This is a genomic window from Bythopirellula superficialaquae, from assembly GCF_059632245.1.
Map to the genome: position 1 here is coordinate 1964027 of NZ_CP197426.1, position 19070 is coordinate 1983096.

General features: G+C 55.1%; 18 protein-coding genes. 6 read left to right on the forward strand and 12 right to left on the reverse strand.

What is annotated here, in order from left to right; translation table 11 throughout:
* Positions 1-9 precede the first annotated feature (9 nt).
* The 3 genes from SH678x_RS08080 to SH678x_RS08090 form a co-directional block, all read right to left on the reverse strand.
* On the reverse strand, positions 10-2772 hold the full coding sequence (locus tag SH678x_RS08080) for a protein kinase domain-containing protein (protein WP_496922387.1): 2763 nt from the start codon (positions 2770-2772) through the stop codon (positions 10-12).
* A gap of 74 nt (positions 2773-2846) precedes the next feature.
* Positions 2847-3146, reverse strand: a complete 300-nt coding sequence (locus tag SH678x_RS08085) for a hypothetical protein (protein ID WP_496922388.1) — start codon at positions 3144-3146, stop codon at positions 2847-2849.
* 172 nt (positions 3147-3318) lie between these two features.
* Positions 3319-3585, reverse strand: coding sequence for a DUF4404 family protein (locus SH678x_RS08090; RefSeq protein ID WP_496922389.1), 267 nt, complete (start codon positions 3583-3585; stop codon positions 3319-3321).
* A 189-nt stretch (positions 3586-3774) separates the two neighbouring features.
* Here SH678x_RS08090 and SH678x_RS08095 point away from each other — a divergent pair, with 189 nt between their 5' ends.
* Positions 3775-5154, forward strand: coding sequence for a hypothetical protein (locus SH678x_RS08095; RefSeq protein ID WP_496922390.1), 1380 nt, complete (start codon positions 3775-3777; stop codon positions 5152-5154).
* An 11-nt stretch (positions 5155-5165) separates the two neighbouring features.
* Here the strand turns inward: SH678x_RS08095 and SH678x_RS08100 are convergent, their stop codons facing one another.
* On the reverse strand, positions 5166-6188 hold the full coding sequence (locus tag SH678x_RS08100; protein WP_496922391.1) for an alpha/beta fold hydrolase: 1023 nt from the start codon (positions 6186-6188) through the stop codon (positions 5166-5168).
* Between the two features lie 175 nt (positions 6189-6363).
* Here SH678x_RS08100 and SH678x_RS08105 point away from each other — a divergent pair, with 175 nt between their 5' ends.
* Positions 6364-6591, forward strand: a complete 228-nt coding sequence (locus SH678x_RS08105) for an AbrB/MazE/SpoVT family DNA-binding domain-containing protein (RefSeq protein WP_496922392.1) — start codon at positions 6364-6366, stop codon at positions 6589-6591.
* 19 nt (positions 6592-6610) lie between these two features.
* On the opposite strand, the gene SH678x_RS08110 is transcribed toward SH678x_RS08105, so the two are convergent.
* Positions 6611-7519, reverse strand: coding sequence for a hypothetical protein (locus SH678x_RS08110; protein WP_496922393.1), 909 nt, complete (start codon positions 7517-7519; stop codon positions 6611-6613).
* A 139-nt stretch (positions 7520-7658) separates the two neighbouring features.
* Between SH678x_RS08110 and mnmG the strand changes: the two genes are divergently transcribed.
* From mnmG to SH678x_RS08125, 3 genes are all read left to right on the forward strand, one after another.
* Positions 7659-9488 (forward strand): tRNA uridine-5-carboxymethylaminomethyl(34) synthesis enzyme MnmG, encoded by a 1830-nt coding sequence (mnmG, locus tag SH678x_RS08115; protein ID WP_496922394.1) that lies wholly within the window; start codon positions 7659-7661, stop codon positions 9486-9488.
* A 451-nt stretch (positions 9489-9939) separates the two neighbouring features.
* Positions 9940-10518: a response regulator gene (locus SH678x_RS08120; RefSeq protein WP_496922395.1), complete on the forward strand. Its 579-nt coding sequence runs from the start codon at positions 9940-9942 to the stop codon at positions 10516-10518.
* A 27-nt stretch (positions 10519-10545) separates the two neighbouring features.
* Entirely contained in the window at positions 10546-11241 is a 696-nt protein-coding gene (locus SH678x_RS08125) for a two-component system sensor histidine kinase NtrB (RefSeq protein ID WP_496922396.1), read from the forward strand.
* Positions 11242-11290: 49 nt separating this feature from the next.
* On the opposite strand, the gene SH678x_RS08130 is transcribed toward SH678x_RS08125, so the two are convergent.
* The 6 genes from SH678x_RS08130 to SH678x_RS08155 form a co-directional block, all read right to left on the reverse strand.
* Complete coding sequence (locus tag SH678x_RS08130) at positions 11291-11821, reverse strand: NYN domain-containing protein (protein ID WP_496922397.1); 531 nt, start codon at positions 11819-11821, stop codon at positions 11291-11293.
* Between the two features lie 50 nt (positions 11822-11871).
* Complete coding sequence (locus SH678x_RS08135) at positions 11872-13140, reverse strand: aspartate/ornithine carbamoyltransferase family protein (RefSeq protein ID WP_496922398.1); 1269 nt, start codon at positions 13138-13140, stop codon at positions 11872-11874.
* Between the two features lie 189 nt (positions 13141-13329).
* On the reverse strand, positions 13330-14952 hold the full coding sequence (locus SH678x_RS08140; protein WP_496922399.1) for an ABC transporter permease subunit: 1623 nt from the start codon (positions 14950-14952) through the stop codon (positions 13330-13332).
* Positions 14953-14985: 33 nt separating this feature from the next.
* A complete protein-coding gene (locus SH678x_RS08145) occupies positions 14986-15345 on the reverse strand; it encodes a four helix bundle protein (protein ID WP_496922400.1) in 360 nt (119 codons plus the stop codon).
* 35 nt (positions 15346-15380) lie between these two features.
* The gene (locus SH678x_RS08150; RefSeq protein ID WP_496922401.1) at positions 15381-16595 is read right to left on the reverse strand and encodes an argininosuccinate synthase; all 1215 of its coding nucleotides are present in this window, start codon (positions 16593-16595) and stop codon (positions 15381-15383) included.
* Positions 16596-16866: 271 nt separating this feature from the next.
* Complete coding sequence (locus SH678x_RS08155) at positions 16867-18075, reverse strand: 3-keto-disaccharide hydrolase (RefSeq protein ID WP_496922402.1); 1209 nt, start codon at positions 18073-18075, stop codon at positions 16867-16869.
* 156 nt (positions 18076-18231) lie between these two features.
* Here SH678x_RS08155 and SH678x_RS08160 point away from each other — a divergent pair, with 156 nt between their 5' ends.
* On the forward strand, positions 18232-18612 hold the full coding sequence (locus SH678x_RS08160) for a GxxExxY protein (protein ID WP_496922403.1): 381 nt from the start codon (positions 18232-18234) through the stop codon (positions 18610-18612).
* A 108-nt stretch (positions 18613-18720) separates the two neighbouring features.
* On the opposite strand, the gene SH678x_RS08165 is transcribed toward SH678x_RS08160, so the two are convergent.
* Positions 18721-19020, reverse strand: a complete 300-nt coding sequence (locus tag SH678x_RS08165) for a hypothetical protein (RefSeq protein ID WP_496922404.1) — start codon at positions 19018-19020, stop codon at positions 18721-18723.
* Positions 19021-19070 lie beyond the last annotated feature (50 nt).

Sequence of the window (19070 nt, forward strand, 5' to 3'; positions counted from 1 at the left end):
GCTAGGGTACTACTGAATCGCCGGTTGCTGGACCAGCACCATCCAATGGGCCGGCAAGACCTTGGGCGTTTCGGTCATGACATCCTGAACCTTGTACTCCACGGGCTGGAAGGCCCCCCAGTAAGTCGTTTCGGTATTGATCGAGAGCGGATCGTGATAACCGGCGATGAAATGGTCGGTACCCGCATCCATCGCGGCGAGCACTTGGGGGCTGATGCGTGGCGGGTTGTCTTTGTCTTTCCACACCGAGAGCAGCGGATGATTGAGTATCAGGCCGCGCTCCGGAATTGATTCGTCGGTGGCCTTGTTGATTTGCAAATAATCGTTCCGCAAATCAACGAGCACAATATCCTTGCCGCGCTGCAGATTCGTGTTGAGCACTTCAAAGTCGCCCAGATCGACCGACATCGCCAACACGCCAATCACCTTGCGAGTTTCTTCGGCCGTCGGCTGGGTCCAGATCGGCACGGAAAACGCCACGCGTAGTTTGCCCGTCGTGCTGCTTAAGTACACGGTCGAGATGTACGGTTCTTGAATTGGTGCGATGCGATTTTGCTCGGCAACTTCCCCCTCGGCAAGCGGGTCGATCTCAGGCAACTCTTTCTGTTGGCCGTGGAAGTAATCGCGGTGGGCATAGTTCTGTAAGAAACTGTCGACGGGTTGCTTGGTCTCCGGATCGATCAGCGGATGGCGGGCGATTTGTTTCCCTTCCAAATCGACAATGAACCAACTGTCGGAGCGGGCTGTGTCCATGTTGTTTTTGCGATGATCTTCGATCCACTCGGCCAGACGATAGGTTTGTAAGTCTTCGCGGGCCTTGTCGGCATCAAAGTATTCCACGTCGTAGATGACGGCCGCTTCGGCGGCGGCTGATTGCAGAATAGCGAAACGCTTTTCGATCTCTGCCCCCACGATCTTGGCCGCTTGCTCCGCAGAGCTGGGGAGATTATTACGGGCTTGCTCCATGGCATTCGCGATGGTTTGCTGCCGCGATTGCTGCATCGACCACAGCAAAGCCCCAATTGCACCGACAATGATCAATAAGGGCACACCACGTTGCAGCAGCCAACGCCGCGAGGGCGACCATTCGCTGACCCAAGAAGAATGAGTTCGTTTGGAACTCCGCGTATCGAACTGAGCCCCCGAATCAATCCGTGTGTATTGCAGCGCGCTGGGATGGCTGCCGGGGTCGAGATAGCCGTTCACCAGCCCGGTGAGATTGTGCCCTTCGCAGAACGGCGACAGCTCCGCGGCAACTTCCGCGGGAGTCGCGTAACGCTCTTCCGGTTTCTTGGCCAACATCTTTTCGATCACGTCCCACAACTTGCGGGGGATATTGTTCGTGCGAATCGGCGGGACGCGCGATTTCTCGTGCGCCTTTTCGGGACGCAATTCCGAATCATAAAACGGCGGGTTGCCGGAGAGCAGGTGATAGAGCGTGCAGCCGAGGCTATAAATATCCGCGCGGATGTCGACGCTGGTGGTCTTCCATTGTTCGGGGGACATATACATGCCGGTCCCCATCGCTTTGTGATCGTAGCGTGTGAGACGTTCCTGGGAATCACCGGCCAGCAAGGCCAACCCCAAGTCGAGAATCTTCACGACCCCTTCCACGGGCTCGCCTGGATCAGAAGAGGTTTGCCCCGCCACGCCGTCGCTATCCATCAGCGTGATCATCAAGTTCGAAGGCTTGATATCGCGATGGACCATGCCGTTGCGATGGATGTATTGCAAACCACGGGCGGCCTGACGGACGATTTCGCACGCATCGGCCACGCTCAATCGCCCGCGCTGCTCAACGACATCTTGCACGGAAACGCCGTCGATGTACTCCATCACCAAGTAGTGCAAGCGGTCCGATGGCGATGACGAATCGATGGCCACCACGACGTTGCGGTGCTCGAGCGTGCCGATCGCTTTGATTTCTTGATAGAACCGACGGATAACATCGTCGTTACCGGCGGAAATGAATTGGGGCTTGATGACTTTGATTGCCCGCAGTCGGCCAAACTGCGTGTGACGGCCTTTGTAAACGTCGCCCATGCCGCCGCTGCCCAGCATCGCCTCAAGCTCGTAATTCCCCACGCGCTTGAGCATGGGAATTTCGGCCACGGCCGAGCCGCGCGATTCCCCCTGCCCTCCTCCTCCCAAGCCCGTGGGAATCACCGTCCACTGGCGGTCGGAGTGGCTGGAAGGTTGTTGCCGCAGTGGCCGCGGGCCGTGATCGTCGTACAGCATCTCGTGGACTTCGACATGGCCGATGCCCTTGAGATTCCGGCGGCCATGGAGATGAAAGGAAATGCCTTCGAGACCGATGTCATCGAGAATCGCCATCACGCTGCGCGAGACAAGTATCTGTCCGCCGGTGGCATGATCGTTCAGTCGCGAAGCGTAGTCGACGCTCTTGCCAACGAAATTGTCAGGAGCCGCGGGATCAACTTGCGGCACGCCGACGTGCATGCTGATCCGCACCTCGACCTTGCCGCCACCGGGTGTATCGATGGGATTGTCTTGATGACTTTTCTGTACGTCGGCTGCCCACGTCGCGGCGAGGATCGTGTTGTTGAACACCAGGAAGTGACCATCGCCCGCCGTCGAAACAACCCGGCCCGTGTTTTCGGCGAGGTTGGCTTCGATGCGTTCGCGATGGGGAATCAGGATTTGCTGAATGAACGCCATGTCGCGTTCGGTGACGCTCCGCCCCGACATCTCGTTCTTGAGATCGACGCTGCGACAGATGTCGGTGAAGACGAAAGTCTTGAGCTCAGCCATATGTAGGCGCGAGTCCTCAGTTACGAGGCGCTAGTTCTCGCCTGGCAGCATGAAACTGAGCGCGCCTCAATTTTTCAAAAACCGAAAAACACGGGAGCTGGTTGCACAACAACTGGCGCGAATGCCGTTCGATAGCGGGTGACCGAGCCCCCCAGAATCGGACGGTAGCGGGTGCGGGCCACAGGAACTGGTTGGTAAGTAACAACGGGTGCGGGAGCAAAGAAAGCGGTTTGGACGACGGGTGCGGGAGCAAAAAATGTGGTGACGGGAACCGCGGGGGCGAAATACGTGACACGGCGGACCTGAGCCTCAGCTTGGTTTGTCAGGGCGAGTCCCACAATCGCGGCGGCCAACAGCATTACGACACGTTTCATACGAAATTCCCCTCTCGTGTGATCGTTAGATTTTCTAAGCGCGGTAAATAGCAAGATGTTACGTCTAGGGAACCAGTATCCCACGACCGCCCTGGAGAAGCAACAGGGCCGTTCAGTACCCCAGAAACCGGGAGCTGCCGCTAGGCTGCCAGCAAAATTTGCTAGCCGGATTCTAGATACCCAGATTGGAAAGCGCGACCGCCACCTGATTGAGCGCGCTGGTGAGCTGGGGGTGATCGGCTTCAAACTTGAGCACCATGTCCTCGACTTGTTCGCTCAAAGGTTCCCCCTCTAGCTTGTCCTTCTCCGATTCGATGGCCCGCTCGATGTCGGCCACCAAAGCGCGGAGTTGGGCGTGGGTTTTGTCATCAAGCTTGGATACGCCAGCCAATTCGGTGCGGAGTTGTTCGAGTTTGGCGTGGAGTGATTCAGTGTTCATGGTGCGGGCCGCCTCAAGGGGGATGGGTCATCTCTAAGTATAAGCAATCGCGAGTTCCGAGTCAGCCGGTCGTATTGGTCGTAGTGAGAGGCAATTTCTCAGTCTGAACAACGCTCAGGGATGGCAATCCCGGAGCGTTCCCCGTTTTCGTTCCATCTGTAACGGTTACGTGAAACGTGCCGACGCGGCGTGTTGATTTTCTGCAACTTCTTGGCCGCGGGGACGTGGTGTTATCGCCACACGATGTATTTTTTCCCAGAGCCGCAAGGTTTGCGCTGTTTGCCCAGCACGTACTCGGCACGCGACCTCGACGGCCAACGTCTTCCTATCCCAGTTAAAGAAGGCAAAGAATCAATGAACGGTTTCCTCTCACGCTTGAGCCGCCCCGTGCGGCTGGCCGTGGTCGCCCTGGTGGTGATCGCCGGCACAACATCGAACAATCCTGTCCAAGCCAAGGGCAACAGCGGCTCGTGCTGCTGCGGCTCGCTTCCTGAATTGTGGGTGATCAACACGCGTTGTGTCCCACGCTGCAACAATCTCGATCGTGGCTTCGAGATGATCTCCTATCAACGCTTCGATCGCTGTCGCGGTTGTTTTGTGAAAGAAACGCGCGAATCGTTTCTTGCTCAAGAAGCAAGCATGCCCACCCTGTTCTACATTCACGGTAATACACTCAAGCACAAGGGAGCGATGAAAGGCTTCTGGGATGTTTATGAAAAGCTGTGCTGCTGCCCCGGCAAGAAGCGTTTGGTCTGCTGGTCATGGCCGGCGGAACGCGTGTTCAAGACTCAGGGTTTGCGGTTTCGTGAAATGATCCGCAAGAACTTGCAAATCAAATATGTTTATGCCGAGTACCAAGGCTACTACTTGGGCAAACTTGTGAGCCAAATGAGCCTCACACAACGCGTCACCCTGTCGGGCCATAGCTATGGTGCGATCACTTCGTCGGTGGCCTTACACTTGATGGGTAACGGCAGCGTTCGCGGCATGAAGCTTGCCGGTGGTGCTCCGGTGGAACGTGCCAATCTGCGTGCCGCGATGATTTCGCCGGCGTTTGATTGCGATATGCTCTACCCGGGTCACCGTTATGGCCAGGCGTTTGTCGCCGCCGAGAAGATCCTCTCGACGTTCAACTGCCACGACCGCACGCTGCGTAAATGGCCCAAGACAGGTTCGTTGCGTGGAATGCAAGCTTTGGGCTTCTCGGGCATGAATGCCGGTCGCCTGGGTCAGTTCCGTCATAAGTTCATCCAACTGAACACCTATCCTGAAAATGGCCGGTCGCACTATTTGGGACCGCACTTGAAGAACCCTCGTTTCTTGTCGGCTTACTGCCGGATCGCCTTCGGTGGCATCACCTCGGGTGTGCCAGTGACGGCGGACAAGATTGACCTTGGCAAAGAGTTAGTTGACGCCGCGCAGGAAGAAGCGGCTACGACCAAATCCAAGGTCAAGAAAGTTAGCGAGCCGACGTTGGCGGAGCCTCAAGCCGCGAGCGACAAGAAACAGAAAGCGGACATCAAAAGCGGGCAGGAAGCCCGCTCCGCCAAACTGCGCAAATCGGCCTAACGTCTGCTACCTCAGGGAGCCGCGTGAGCCACATCCGTCGCCGGAATGGGGTCCTTGGTTCCCGAAGGGAGAAAGTAACCTTTCTCGAGGAAGCGTAGCGTGGCGTCTTGAACTTGTTCGTTCTTGGGCATGAGTTGATGAATCCCTTTGATCACGATGAAATCACTCGCGCCAGAGAGCCGCGTCGTTGCGACCGAGAGTAAACCATCGTCATCACCCGGAATGGCCGCGAGATAACCTTCATTGTCTCCCGTGCCACCGGCAATGATGCCGAATTCGAAACTGGGCGCCGCGAGTCGCTGCTCCAATGATTCCCAGCCTTTGCTGGGGGCCAATTGTTGCAGCGGCTCTCCGGCGAATGTATTCGCCAGTTTGTTGTCGACAAACTCATCCGCGATTTCCGCCCCATGATTCGGCGGGGCAATCATCACGAATCGCTTGAATTTGAGCTTGGGCTGTTCGTCGGCTGGTAACTCCGCCAAGTCAGCGAGTGCATGACGGATCACAATGTTCCCCATGCTGTGCGCGACAAAGCTCACCGTTTCCACGCCGTCGAGATGCTTGAGCACATTCACGAGCGACGCCGCGTGGGTGGCGATGTCGCCATTGGTCGAGGGATAGCCAAAGTTAATGACGTTAAAGTGGCCGTTCTCTTTTAAGAATTCAGCCAACTGATCCATGAATTGCCGGCTTGCGCCGAGGCCATGGACGACGATCACCACTTCCTTGGGGAGTGGAGCAAGCTTTTCAGTCTTCTTGATGCTTTCGAGTTCGGCCAGGCAATTCTCATACGTGCCAAACGTGCGGCGGCGATCTTCGGGATCGATCAACCGATAGTGCCCGATCGTCGAATGCTTTTGAACGCGAAAGCCATCGTAGATCACTTCGTCGGACCAGATGAATCGCCCGCCAAGTGTCTTCGTGCCGATGCCCCCCAGAAAGGGTTCGGCTTTGGCAGTGACAGCGAGCAGGGCCAGGATGAACAAGCTTTCGAGCAGCAGCGCGGCAAAGCAGTGGTTTTCAGCGCGTTTCATGACGGATTCCTTTTCCTCTGTTACGCGACCGGCCTAACCCTTCGTTACAGCCTAATCGCTAGCGTGGATTGTACTCCTTCGGGGCCAGCTCCCCAATCGGCTTACGGAACGAGCGGGTGTGGGGTTCAAATCGGCGGAAATTGCCGGGAATTCACCTGTCAGCTATACTTAGGACATGACAGTACGAGTGACCATCGACAGCAACGGCCTTATTACAATTCCAGAGCAAATCCGCGCAGCGTGTGGATTGCAGACTGATGGCGAGCTAATTCTGGAAACCGTTGAGCAGGGGCTTCTGCTTCGCCCCTCCCCCAGTTTCACCGTGGAAGACTACACCGACGAACGGATTGCCGAGTTTGCATCGGAAGAGTTGACGCTGGGACGGGTGATCAACGCCGATTGAGACGGTTTCAACGTAGGGTCTATTCTTCGTCTGGCTCGTAGTCTTCGTGAGCCTTCCAAGCTTCACCGCAGTAAGTTTGCGTCATTTTACCATCGACGATTTCCCATCGCTCGTCGTAACTTCCCATGAAAAGATCTATGGGAAATTGAATCCGCGCAAATGGATTCATGCAAGTAATTATTCTAGGAGCAAAGCCTATAGTTGCAGGCATTCCTTCTAAAATTAGATCGCATTTGATCGAAAATAATTCCTTTCCTGAGAGATAGTATCCGTGCTGTGATTCGTGCCTTACTTTTATTTGTGTAACAGCATCAGTAAATCTAGGGTTTGGGATACGAAAGGTTTCAAGAACAATTATTGCGCTTATGTTTTTGGTTGACTCGTGAATCTCAAGTGGTAAATACTTTCTGATCATTTCACCACGACGATGCAAAAAAACATTCTGTGAATTGTCGCTATCTAGTCTCCCAGTGCTGGGGTCAAATGGCATCTCGAAACCTGGATTACCCAACATTCCACTAAAGATACACAGAGGATCTAGGCGAGTTTGACAATCCCCATTGTTATAAACAACTAACGCGCACAAGTGTTCGTCAAAACTCTTGAACTTTTCCCGTCCTTTGTCAATTAACTTCCGTACGCCTTTTATAGGGTCGAAGAATCGAGCTCCCGGCGGAAGGTCGGTAGGAGAACGCTCTTTTACATCGCAGAGTACTGATGTATCCGAATAACTCACACGGAAATCTGGCTTTTTGGATTGACCTGAAATTGAAGGTTCATAATCCCAAGTCATATTAGTAATGCCTAAATATTCACAGAATAGCTTTTCAGAAACAGTTTTAAATAGATTATCTCTCTCCATACATATGTTCCTTGATTTCAGTTGTTTTATCTTAATTTTACTGTTGTCTGAAATCAAACTCTGCATGGGCACCTTTCTCTGCGTCCCCGGCGCCTCTGCGTGAAACCTCTTCCTCCCCGGGGTGTACCCTCGGCGAGCCTCGGGATCACCCCGGGCTAAGTGGGGCCGCTCGCATTGTGTGGCGGGTTGCGTTACTCTAAATCTCATGTCATCCACCTATGAGTTCGACGTGATTGTAGTCGGGGCCGGGCACGCCGGGACCGAGGCGGCGTTGGCGGCTGCCCGGATGGGGGCGAAGACCGTTCTGCTGACCACGAACTGCGATACCGTCGGCCAGATGAGCTGCAACCCGGCGATTGGCGGCGTCGGCAAGGGCCAGATCGTTCGCGAAATCGATGCCCTGGGTGGAGCGATGGGTCGAGCGATCGATGCCACGGGCATTCAATTCCGCATGCTCAATTTGCGGAAAGGCCCCGCGATGCATAGCCCGCGGGCGCAAGCGGATAAAAAACTCTATCAGGCCGAAATCAAGCGGCTCGTGGAATCCGAGCCGAATCTTTCATTGCGGCAAGAAGTTGTTGAAGAGTTGCTGACTGAGGGTGGTACAGAGCGCCCTAAGATTGTTGGCGTTGCAGTGCGAGGGGATGCCGTTTATCGCGCGCAGGCGGTTGTGCTTACAACGGGAACATTCCTGCAAGCGCTCATGCACACGGGTGAGACCAAAACCCCCGGCGGTCGCGCGGGGGAAGGAACCACCGGTGGCATCAGCGGTGCGCTCGCTCGGTTGGGCGTGCGACTGCAACGCTTCAAAACGGGCACGCCGCCACGACTGAATGGCCGCACCATTGATTATGCGAGAACCGAATTGCAGCCGGGAGACGACGATCCGCAGCCATTTTCGTTTTTGAACGACAAGCTCGAACTCGAGCAACTCCCCTGCTACATCACATATACGAATCAAGCCGTCCATGATTTGATTCGCGCGAATCTGCACCGCGCGCCGATGTACAGCGGTCAGATTCAAGGTACGGGGCCGCGGTACTGCCCTTCCATCGAAGACAAGGTCGTCCGCTTTGCCGAGAAGACGCAGCATCAGTTGTTTCTCGAGCCCGAAGGCCGCAACACGCTGGAAATCTATGTCAACGGCGTGTCGACCAGCTTGCCGCGCGACGTGCAGGATCAGATGTTCAAGCTGATCCCCGGCTTGGAGAACGCCGAGATCATGCGTTACGGCTACGCGGTGGAGTACGACTTCGCCCCTCCCGAGCAACTTAATGTGAATCTCGAATCGAAGCTGGTCAATGGTTTGTTCTTTGCCGGGCAGATCAATGGCACGACCGGCTACGAAGAAGCCGGTGCCCAAGGTTTAATCGCCGGCGCCAATGCGGTGCTCGCGCTGCGTGGAGCTGAACCGTTGGTGCTCGACCGCGATCAAGCTTACATCGGTGTGTTGATCGACGATCTGGTTACTTGCGGTGTCGATGAACCGTATCGAATGTTCACCAGCCGGGCTGAGTATCGGTTGCTGTTGCGGCAAGACAATGCCGACCGCCGGCTGACGCCGTTGGCTCACAAGTTTGGCTTGGTCGAGAGCGAGCGGTTCAGCCGCTTCGAGCAGAAGCTTACTGAAATCGAATCCGCCACCGAACTATTAAATACGACTCGCCATCAGGGGACTGCGATTGCCCAGATCGTGCGGCGACCCGAAGTCGAATGGCACGATGTCGTGGAACTTGTGCCGAGTCTCGCCACACTTGGCCGATCATCCGCCGAGCAAGTGCTCAATGATCTGAAGTACGCCGGCTATGTCGCGCGACAAACTGTGGAAGTCGATCGGCAGCAGCGGCTCGCTGAGAAGCGGATTCCCCAAGGTTTCGATTATGCCCGTCTCACGCAGCTTCGCGCCGAAGCTCGCGAGAAGTTCCAGCGCGTTCAGCCCGTGAACCTCGCCCAAGCGAGCCGGATCAGCGGGATCACGCCCGCCGACATTGCGTTATTGATGGTGCATTTCGATGGAAAAGCAGCGCGGCGCTAATCATCGTGGCGATTTCTTTGGCAAGTTGGGGGCGAGGCGGTGTACTTCTTTTTTGAGCGTGGAACCTTGCGTATTCGCCTAAGTATTGTATTTGATTAGAGTTAAGGCGAATCAATCTCTGTTGACGCGGTATGGGGGCCAGCTATAATTCGGGCAATTGGCAATTCAGGGGATATCGGCAGATACGGAGAAGATTGCCGTCTGAACAGCTTTGCTTATTTAAGTCGGCAAGCCTGTTTGAGTTGGTAATCGAGGATTTGGAAAAATGCGTACTTCTGCCGGTGAGTCACCGCGCAGGCTAGCATCCCCCGCCAAGGATTTAGCAATTCATTCCCGCCCGGTAAGAGAGTCAAACAAGGGATGCTTGGCAATGCTCTTCAGGTTGGCATGAAAGCTCCCGAAAGCCCCCAGGTCAATTGACCATCGACTAAGGAGAGAGGTGGTTCGAGCTATGAAGACCGTTTTCACGACCGGCGAAGCCGCGAAGATTTGCAAGGTAAGTCAGCAAACCATCATTCGCTGCTTTGATTCAGGACAACTCAAAGGCTTCCGCGTGCCGGGCAGCCGTTTTCGCCGTATCCCCCGCGACCAGCTGTATGCTTTCATGCGGGATAATGGCATTCCGACCGACGCCCTCGACAGCGGCCGCCGCAAGGTGCTGGTCGTCGACGACGACGAAGATTTGGTCGAGCTGATCGTCGACGCCCTGGAGCGTGATGGTCGCTTTGATATCCGCAGCGTCAACAATGGTTTTGGCGCGGGGATGCTGATCAAAGAATTTCGCCCCGACATGATCGTGCTCGACGTGATGCTGCCGGATATCAACGGCAAGGAAGTTTGCACGCTCGTCCGCGGTGAAAAATCGATGGACGACGTCAAAATCATTTGCATCTCGGGTATGGTCGAGCAAGCGAAGATTCAAGAACTTCGCGACGCCGGGGCCAACGAATTCATGAAGAAACCTTTCGACGTGGAAGAGTTGATCGGTCGGATTTGCCAGTTGCTCGACGTCGAAATTCACTCGGCGTGAGTGGTTTAACCGCCAGGGCGCGATTTCATGGTCGACGAGCTTGAACGCTTGAAGCTCGATGCCTTGAAAGAGCTGGCCTACGGTGCAAGCCACGAGATCAACAATCCGCTGGCGAACATTGCTGCCCGTGCGCAGACCTTGCTACGCGATGAAGTGCATCCCGAGCGCCGCCGCGCGCTCGAAGCGATTCATCAGCAGGCCTTGCGCGCGCATGAAATGATCTCGGATCTCATGCTGTTTGCTCGTCCGCCGCAATTGGTGCTGGGCGAGGTGGAACTTTGTGGACTTTTAGAGCAAGTCTCGCAAAGTTTGCAAATGGAAACAGTGGCACGGCAGATCGAGATCGCCGTCAGTTTGCACGTACAGCCGATCGTGATTCAAGGCGATGCCGAGCAACTTACCGTTGCGCTCAAGGCTCTGCTTGTGAATGCCGTCGAAGCGATTGGGCGCGAAGGTCAAATTTCAGTTCTACTGCGGCAAGAAATAATCGCCGATCAAACGCGCGCGGTGATCGAAATTGCCGACACAGGGCCCGGGATTTCTCCTGAAATTCGCGAGCATATTTTCGAACCCTTTTTCTCGGGCCGAGAAGCTGGCCGTGGACTCGGCTTTGGGCTCTCTAAATGTTGGCGGATCGTGACAGAGCATCATGGCGAGATCGTTGTTTCGTCGCAGTCCGGCTCGGGGGCGAGCTTTACGGTCTACCTGCCAATGACCACCTAGCCCGATTGCAACGCAATCCGGGACTTCCCGGACCGCGTGGCGGGTCCGGCTAGAGTTTGCGGTCTTTTCGAGATTCCTCGGTGGTGAATTTCGTGACCCAGTATTCCACTTCCGCGGCCGAGAGTTGCGACATCGGTTTATCAAACTGGGCGTTCCCCGCGGCTTGTTCGGCGGCGAATCGCTTTTGCCACAGCTCGGAGTACCAGCGGTCGCTATCAATAAAACTGGCTCGGCGCCGACGTGCGGCGCGTTGGATGCGGTGATCGCTCGAGACAACGAGCAATGACTTGGGCACGTGATGGTCTTCGATCAATTGCTCGATCAGGGCGTCGGCATCGCGATAATCCGAGGCATACCGAACCGTGATACCACGATGGCTGAGCGTACGCGGCAAGCCGGGTGGCGCATCAGCGGCATCGAACACGATTGTCGTTTGCGAGAGTTCCGCCGTGGAAAGTGACGAGGCCAACAGATTCAGCAGCCCTTCTCGTGAACGCTGAAATGTTCCCCCCGGTCCCGACGAGTCACCGATAATTCCTGTGACGTGCAGCAGGTTGTAACCGTCGATGATGAGAGGCATGGCCCTGCGATACGTTGTATCGCGGCTAACGGTCAGGGTCCTGATATTGGCTACGGCCGCACGATCGCTTCATTGTAGTCATGCCACTCGCTGTACTCATCGTGGAAATAGCGCGAGATTTGATGATCGACGCCGAAAACCGCGGCCAACAGTGCCGCGCGGATCCACATGCCGTTGCGTGCCTGACGGAAATAAACCGCGCGGGGGTCGTTATCGATCTCGGGGGGAATTTCGCCGAAATGTTGATCGCGGGGGAAAGGATGCAAGATCGGCGCGTAAAGCTTCATGCGATTGACAAGTTCGCGGCTCAGCTTGTACTTCGACAGATCGAGCTTGGCGAAGTTGGCTTCCTCGGCGGGATTGTTGTGCTCTTTTTGAATACGAGTCATATAGAGCGCGTCGATCGCTTCGATCACCGGCGTACCGCCAATTTTTTCCTCGAACGAATCGACTTCAATAAACTTGACGCCGCGATCAGCCAGCCGCTGTCGCATATCGTCACGCAGGGCAAGCGTGGGGTCATTCGGAGCAATGAACACGAGTGTCACGCCCTCGTAATTGGCCAGCAAACTCGCCAGTGATCGGACCGTGCGACCTCGTCCGATGTCACCGCAAAAGGCGTAGGTTTTGTTGGCGAGTCCCTTGGAAAGTTCCGGATACTCGCGGCGGAGCTCGTCGAAACGGTTCGCCATCGGCGAGTCGTGGGAGTTGGCAAACTGGAAACTGCGCTGCAACGTATAAATGTCGAGCAGCGCTTGGGTCGGATGCTCGTCGGCTCCCGAGCCCGCATTAATGATTGGCACGCTGCGATTGCCCGTAGCTTCCAAATCGTTCATCAGGTAAGCACAGGATTCGGCCAGTCGCGCGAGCTTGCTCCGCATGATGATCAAATCGAAGTAGCTCGAAAACATCCGAATCGAATCGAAGCGGGTTTCCCCCTTGGTTTCCGACGAGGTCGTTGGGTCGCGGACTTCGTTGCAGGTGATTCCCAAAATTTGACACGCGGCCATGAACGAAAGAAACGTGCGGGTCGACGGCTGCGTGAAATAAAGCATCGCCCGCTTGTGGTTGAGCAGGCGGATGAGAAAGTCCTGACCGCCGCGCATTTTTGAGAGGGCGCGAATCTTGTCGGCCGTACCGGCAAGGTCTTCCAGCATGTCGACCGAAAATTGCCCGCTGAAAATTACGTGGCGGAGGCGTTCGTTGCGCTCGAATTCGGGCAGCTTCATCCGAACGGGCCGCTGAAAACGCGACTCGTAATGCAGCAAATCCAACTCATCCTGGGTGGGCGTGCGGCGGTTGTCCGGATCGCGCGACATCGAAGAATCCTCGCGGGGAATGGTGGGCGACTTCCGTTGTTATCGCACACGCAGAGTTTGGCCGTCAAGCTGCGCAAGATTAGACTTACCACGAAGGCACAAAGAGCACGAAGAATTCATAAAAAATTGTTGACTGCCGGCGCAATGATCAAACTTCAAGTTCTCTTTGTGTCCCTTGAGACTTCGTGGTTAATTATCCGAAACGCGCCAGCGGAAGTGAAACATCCCCATCACCGCGAGTAGCAAGACCGCATTGTAAATAACCGTGAATGTGAGATAGCCCCAGAACACCGGGAGCGAAATGGCCCGCGGCTGGGGCGAGTTGGAAACATCCAGCGGCAGATTGAACGCCGCGGCAAAGGGGCTCGTGATGCCGGCAAGGGTAGCGGTTTCCATCGCTTCGGGCGTTTTCACGAAAGTATCCACGAACCGTTCCGCGGCCAAAGGCACGAGAAACAAGACAATGATCACCAAATAGGTTGCAAGCAGGCTGGTGGAACTTTTGGTGAAGAGCGTCGAACAAAACAGCGCCGTCATCGCCGTGGTGACGCAAGTGAGCATCACCACGAGAAAATAGCCCCCCATCGTTGGCAGGTTGCGCCAATAGTCCAACGGCATGATGCAAGCGAGCACCACGGGCCACATCAGAAATCCGGTGAGCACGCTCGAAACGCGCAGACCCGAAAACAGTTTGCCCCACATCATTTGCCAGGGAGTAATCAGCGTCGTGAGCAGCAGATCGAGCGTTTGCCGTTCGCGTTCGCTGGTGACGCTCCCAGCGGTGAAGACCGGCCCGACGAGCATATTAAATATGAGTACATAAGCGATGTACCACGGTGCGTAGTAAGGCCGCAAGAACAAGCAGAACGCCATGACGAACATCGCCAGACCCATACTGATCTGGATCACCAGCCGCAGCATGAGCGTGCCTTGCGCGAAAATTTCGCTGCGGATTTCCTTCTCGTAGATGGGATTAGCATCCTCGGGCAGGAATGTTGTTCGCTTGGGTGGAGCAAACAGCCGGTCGGGGAATTCATCGCGTTTGATATAAAGCCCGACCGCGGCTTCGGCTTCGGTTTCCAGATCAATTGCCTCGCGGCCTGCGCTTCCGAGGTTCGGAGCTTGCAGCAAACGCCGCGAAACGTCGGCGAACAAAATAGCCGCGACCGAGAGACATGCCAGTGGAACGACTGTGAGCAAAATGAACAAGCGAGCTTCGCCCAGTTGTTCGAGCGCTTGCCAAATGAACACCCCCGCCATCGCCAGTGGCAGGATCATCAAATACGAAACCACCAGCGAGGCAGACGTCCGCACAAAATAGCTGCTGCACCACAGGCTGATCATCGTGAAAAGCGCGACCGACGAAATCATGGCGAGATAGGCGGCCAAGATTTCAAAAAACTGCACGCCCCCCAGCGGCAGACAGAGCATCACGACCGGCAGCGAACCAATCATTAACTCGGCCAGCGGACACAGCGATGCGGCGAATTTGCCGAACACGATCGCCGCAGGCTTCATGGGGCTGGCCAGCAGCATTTCGAAACTGTCGCGTTCCTTTTCGCCCGTGATCGCCCCCGCGGCAAAGCTGGGAGCCATCAACGACATCAGCATGTATTGCCCCAGGAACAGCAAATTCACCAGCGGTCGAGCCTTGTCGCTATTGGACATGTCGATCGTCTGATCGGCAGGCCAAGCGGCGTAAACCAGCAAACCCAACAAACCCACATAAGCGAACAGCAACACAAACGTGCGCGTCATGCGCAAGTTCGCGACGAGTTCGTTTTGCAGAACGGGGTTTTCGAAGAAGTACATAGTTTCGAGTTAAGTGTTTCGAGTGGCGAGTTCCTATTGCGAATTCCGCACGCTACGCATCAAGCCACTTAACATACGACTCTCGTTTTCGGCAATCATTAACACAGCCTCAATTTCTGAACGCTCCGCGAAGCCAAGCTCCCGAGCGATTATCAATTGTGTTTCCAATTCAGCTAGGGAGCCTTTAGCAATACTCAGGTAACGCTGTAACTCAGGTTGCGTTTTGCGAGCATGTCCCTCAGCAATATTCGAGGGGATCGAAACCGCCGCACGGCGGAGTTGGCTCGTCAGCCCATACTGTTCACTCTTTGGAAACTCAGAGCTGAGTTTATAGACAGATAGCGCTAATTCAATTCCTAGTTGCCAAACCTTTAAGTCTTGATAGCTAGCCATTCTTAACTCGCAACTCGTAACTCGGTACTCGTAACTTAATACTCCCGCGGCCGAACCTTCCCCAGTACCCGACTCGGCAAACCTTGAATCCTTAAGAAGCCCTCGGCATCCGTCTGATCGTAGCTGCCGCCGCCTTCCATGCTGGCGATGGCTTCGTCGTACAGGCTGTTCGGGCTCGTGCGGCCTTGGATCATGACGTTGCCTTTGTAGAAGCCGAGCGTGACTTCCCCTGTCACTGGCTTTTGCACTTCGTGAATGAAGGCCATCAGAGCGTCCATCTTGGGGACGTACCAGAAGCCGTAGTAAACCATCTCAGCGACTTCGGGTGCGATGCGGTCGCGCAAATGAACGGTCTCGCGGTCGAGCGTGAGTTGCTCAAGTGCAAGGTGCGCTGCGTAGAGCGCGGTCATGCCGGGAGCTTCGTACACGCCGCGGCTTTTCATACCGACAAAACGATTCTCGACGATGTCGATGCGTCCCACGCCATTGCGTCCGGCGTTTTGGTTCATGGTTTCCACCATCGCCAAGGCGCTTTTCTTCTCGCCGTTGATCGCAACGGGCACGCCGCTTTCAAAGCTGATCGTGACTTCTTCGACTTTGTCCGGCGCGTCTTGCGGCGAAACCGTCATGCCGAAATCGACAATCGCCACGCCGTTCACCGCGGGGTCTTCCAGCTGGCCGGCTTCATAGCTGATATGCAGGCAGTTCTCGTCGCTGCTGTACGGCTTGGAGATCGAAGCCTTCACGGGAATGTTCTTGGCTTCGCAGTAGGCGATCATCTCGGTGCGGCCGGGGAACAGATCGCGAAACTTTTTGATCCGCCACGGCGCGATGATCTGCACGTTAGGATCGAGCGCTTCGGCAGCGAGTTGGAACCGGCATTGATCGTTGCCTTTGCCCGTAGCACCGTGAGCATAAGCTTCGGCGCCGACTTCGCGAGCCACCTGCAAGCAAACCTTTGAAATTAGCGGCCGCGCGATCGAAGTGCCGAGCAAATAGATGTTCTCGTACTTGGCTTGCCATTGCAGTACGGGAAACGCGAAGTCGCGGCACAACTCTTCGCGGGCATCGATCAATTGCGAGGACTTGGCCCCGTTGTCGCGGGCCTTCTTGAGGATTGCCTCGCGGTCTTCGCAGGGTTGGCCCAGGTCGACGTACACGGCATGCACGTCGTAGCCTTCATCCTGCAACCAACCAAGAATCACCGAGGTATCTAAACCACCTGAATAGGCCAACACACAACTGGGCATGATCACGATCCTAATTAAACGTAAGTTGTAGGCCGGAACGAGTTTTACGAAGTTCCGGCAATGAAGCAGTATTGGTAGTGCCTTGCCGGAACTGCGCACGGCTTGTTCCGGCCTACATTGGTCGCCTTGCTGACAGCGAACTCCCCATTGTGGTTCACGCCCGTGCGAGTGACAAGCGGTGGATGATAGAACGCGGATGAACACAGATCAGGCGGATTTACGCGGAGAGCTTGATCGGCGAACATCCGCAAAATCCGCGTTCATCGGTGTTCTATTTCGCCGGCAACTCCGCGATTCGCAGACTCCGAAACAACAAATCCGTCGTCGGATCGTGCCCTTGAATGGCGATCGTGCCTGCCTCGGTGCGCAAGCCGCGGCGGGGGTTTTCATCGCTGGGACGGTCGTCGGTCCAGTCCGTCACTTGATAGCCGTTAACCCATACGGCGATGTGCGCGCCGGTGGCGACAATCGTTTTGGTGAACCAATCATGATCGCGCGGCACGACCCGCCGCGCGGTGGTGCGGCGATAAATGGCCCCCGTACCGGCGTCGACCGGCTGGGTGGGATCGCCATCCTTCATCAAATTGTGAATCTGGCTTTCATATCCCATCAACACGTCACCGGGGATGCAGCGGAAGAAAATGCCGGAGTTCAAGCCGTCGCCGTTCACTTTGGCATCGAGTTGCAGAACGAAGTCGCCGAACGAGTCGTTCGTTTCGAGTTGGCCGGGACCATTCTTGACGGCGATCTCGCCGGTGGGCGTAACACGGAATTCGCTCTTGTTGGCACGGTCGGTGGTCCAACCTGTGAGGTCTTTGCCGTTGAAGAGTGGCTTGAGCCCGAGCGGTTTCAAACGGATGTTGCGAAACGCAATATGCCCTTCGCGAAATTGCAGGCCGATGTGACCACAAGAAAGAGGATGGGCATCGGTATATTTTTGAGCATATTCATCCGATGGTTGTATCGAAATGTTTGGACCATCAACAATGATATTCACTGATACCCACTCTTCAGGCATTTCTACCGTAGGTTTTTCATGTTTTGGTTTTTCCGACAAGGAAGGATAGCTTGTCCATTTAAGCCATTTCATTCGTCCGACAATGGAAAGTGTAGGAAAGGGATTATCGTCTGGCGCGATATTCACCTCATAACAATCTTTCGTGGGATCTTTCGGATCGAGCGAAGTCCGCAAGAAGACGCCGCTGTTCGTAGTGGCGGGGGCTTTGAACTCGACATGCAGTTCGTAGTCGGCGAATTCGCTGGTCGTCATCAACCAACCTTCCTTGCCACTGTCGACGCGAATCTCGCCGTCTTCGACGTGCCAGTTGGCGTCGCTCGTGCTTTTCCAACCGAAAAGCGTCTCGCCATCAAAAAGCGCAATCCAACCTTCGGCGGCTTGCTCGGGAGTGACGACTTCCGTTTGAGCTGTTGCCAAAGAAGTAAGGAACAGGAGGAAGCAGAGTGAGCAGAGTTTGGGCATAATGGAATAGTCCCAGGAGAGATAGAACGCGGATGAACGCTGATTGGGCGGATTTTCACAGATTAAGAAGAAACTTATGTCTTATGATCCGTGTTAATCTGTAAAATCTGCGTTCGTCCGCGTTCTATTCAGTCTTTGTTAAAGGAGAGTTTGTTTATGAACAGCAACTTGGTATATGGTGATGTGACGGACGAAATTATCAAACAATACTATCACGTTTACAACACGCTCGGTTACGGATTTCTTGAGAAGGTTTACGAGAATGCTTTGCGCGTCTCGCTTTCAAAAAATGGCTTCGACGTTAAGCAGCAGTGGCCAATCGAAGTCCATTTTGAACAAGAGCCTGTTGGCGATTATTTTGCTGACTTGTTGATTGACAATCGAGTGATTGTCGAGGTGAAGGCGGCAGATGCTATCTCGCCGAAGCATGAAGCCCAGCTTGTTAACTATTTAAAGGCAACAGGAATTCAGGTGGGGCTGTTATTAAACTTTGGTCCCAAGGCAGAATTTAAGCGGAAGATATTTACCAAGACATAGAACACAGATTATCGCGGATTGAGCTGATGATCACGGATGAAATTGTATCAATTAAAATCTGTGTTAATCTGCCAAATCCGCGTTCCTCCGCGGCCTATTCTTTCTCTCTTACCCTTCGTCGATGTCGAGCCGTACCTGGAACGGTCGCTCCCCTGCCCTTTCGCCGGGCAGTTCGATTTCCAGTCTGTTCGTGAGCCCGATCAGCTTCGTCACTTCCAGATCATCGGCCAGAAGTTGCCCATTGAGCGATACCCGCGCGTCGGCGGGAAGATCATCAACGACGATCCACACCTTCTCGCGCGGCGTTAGCCCGGCGGGCCAATTGAACTTGCGAATCCAGCAGACGCAATCCTCGCGCGGCTCACAAATCCAAGGTTCGCGGAGACGGATAGAATGAATGTCGGGCATGGGGAGAGTTGCGAGCTATGAGTTGCGAGTTGTGAGCCTTCAATCTTAAC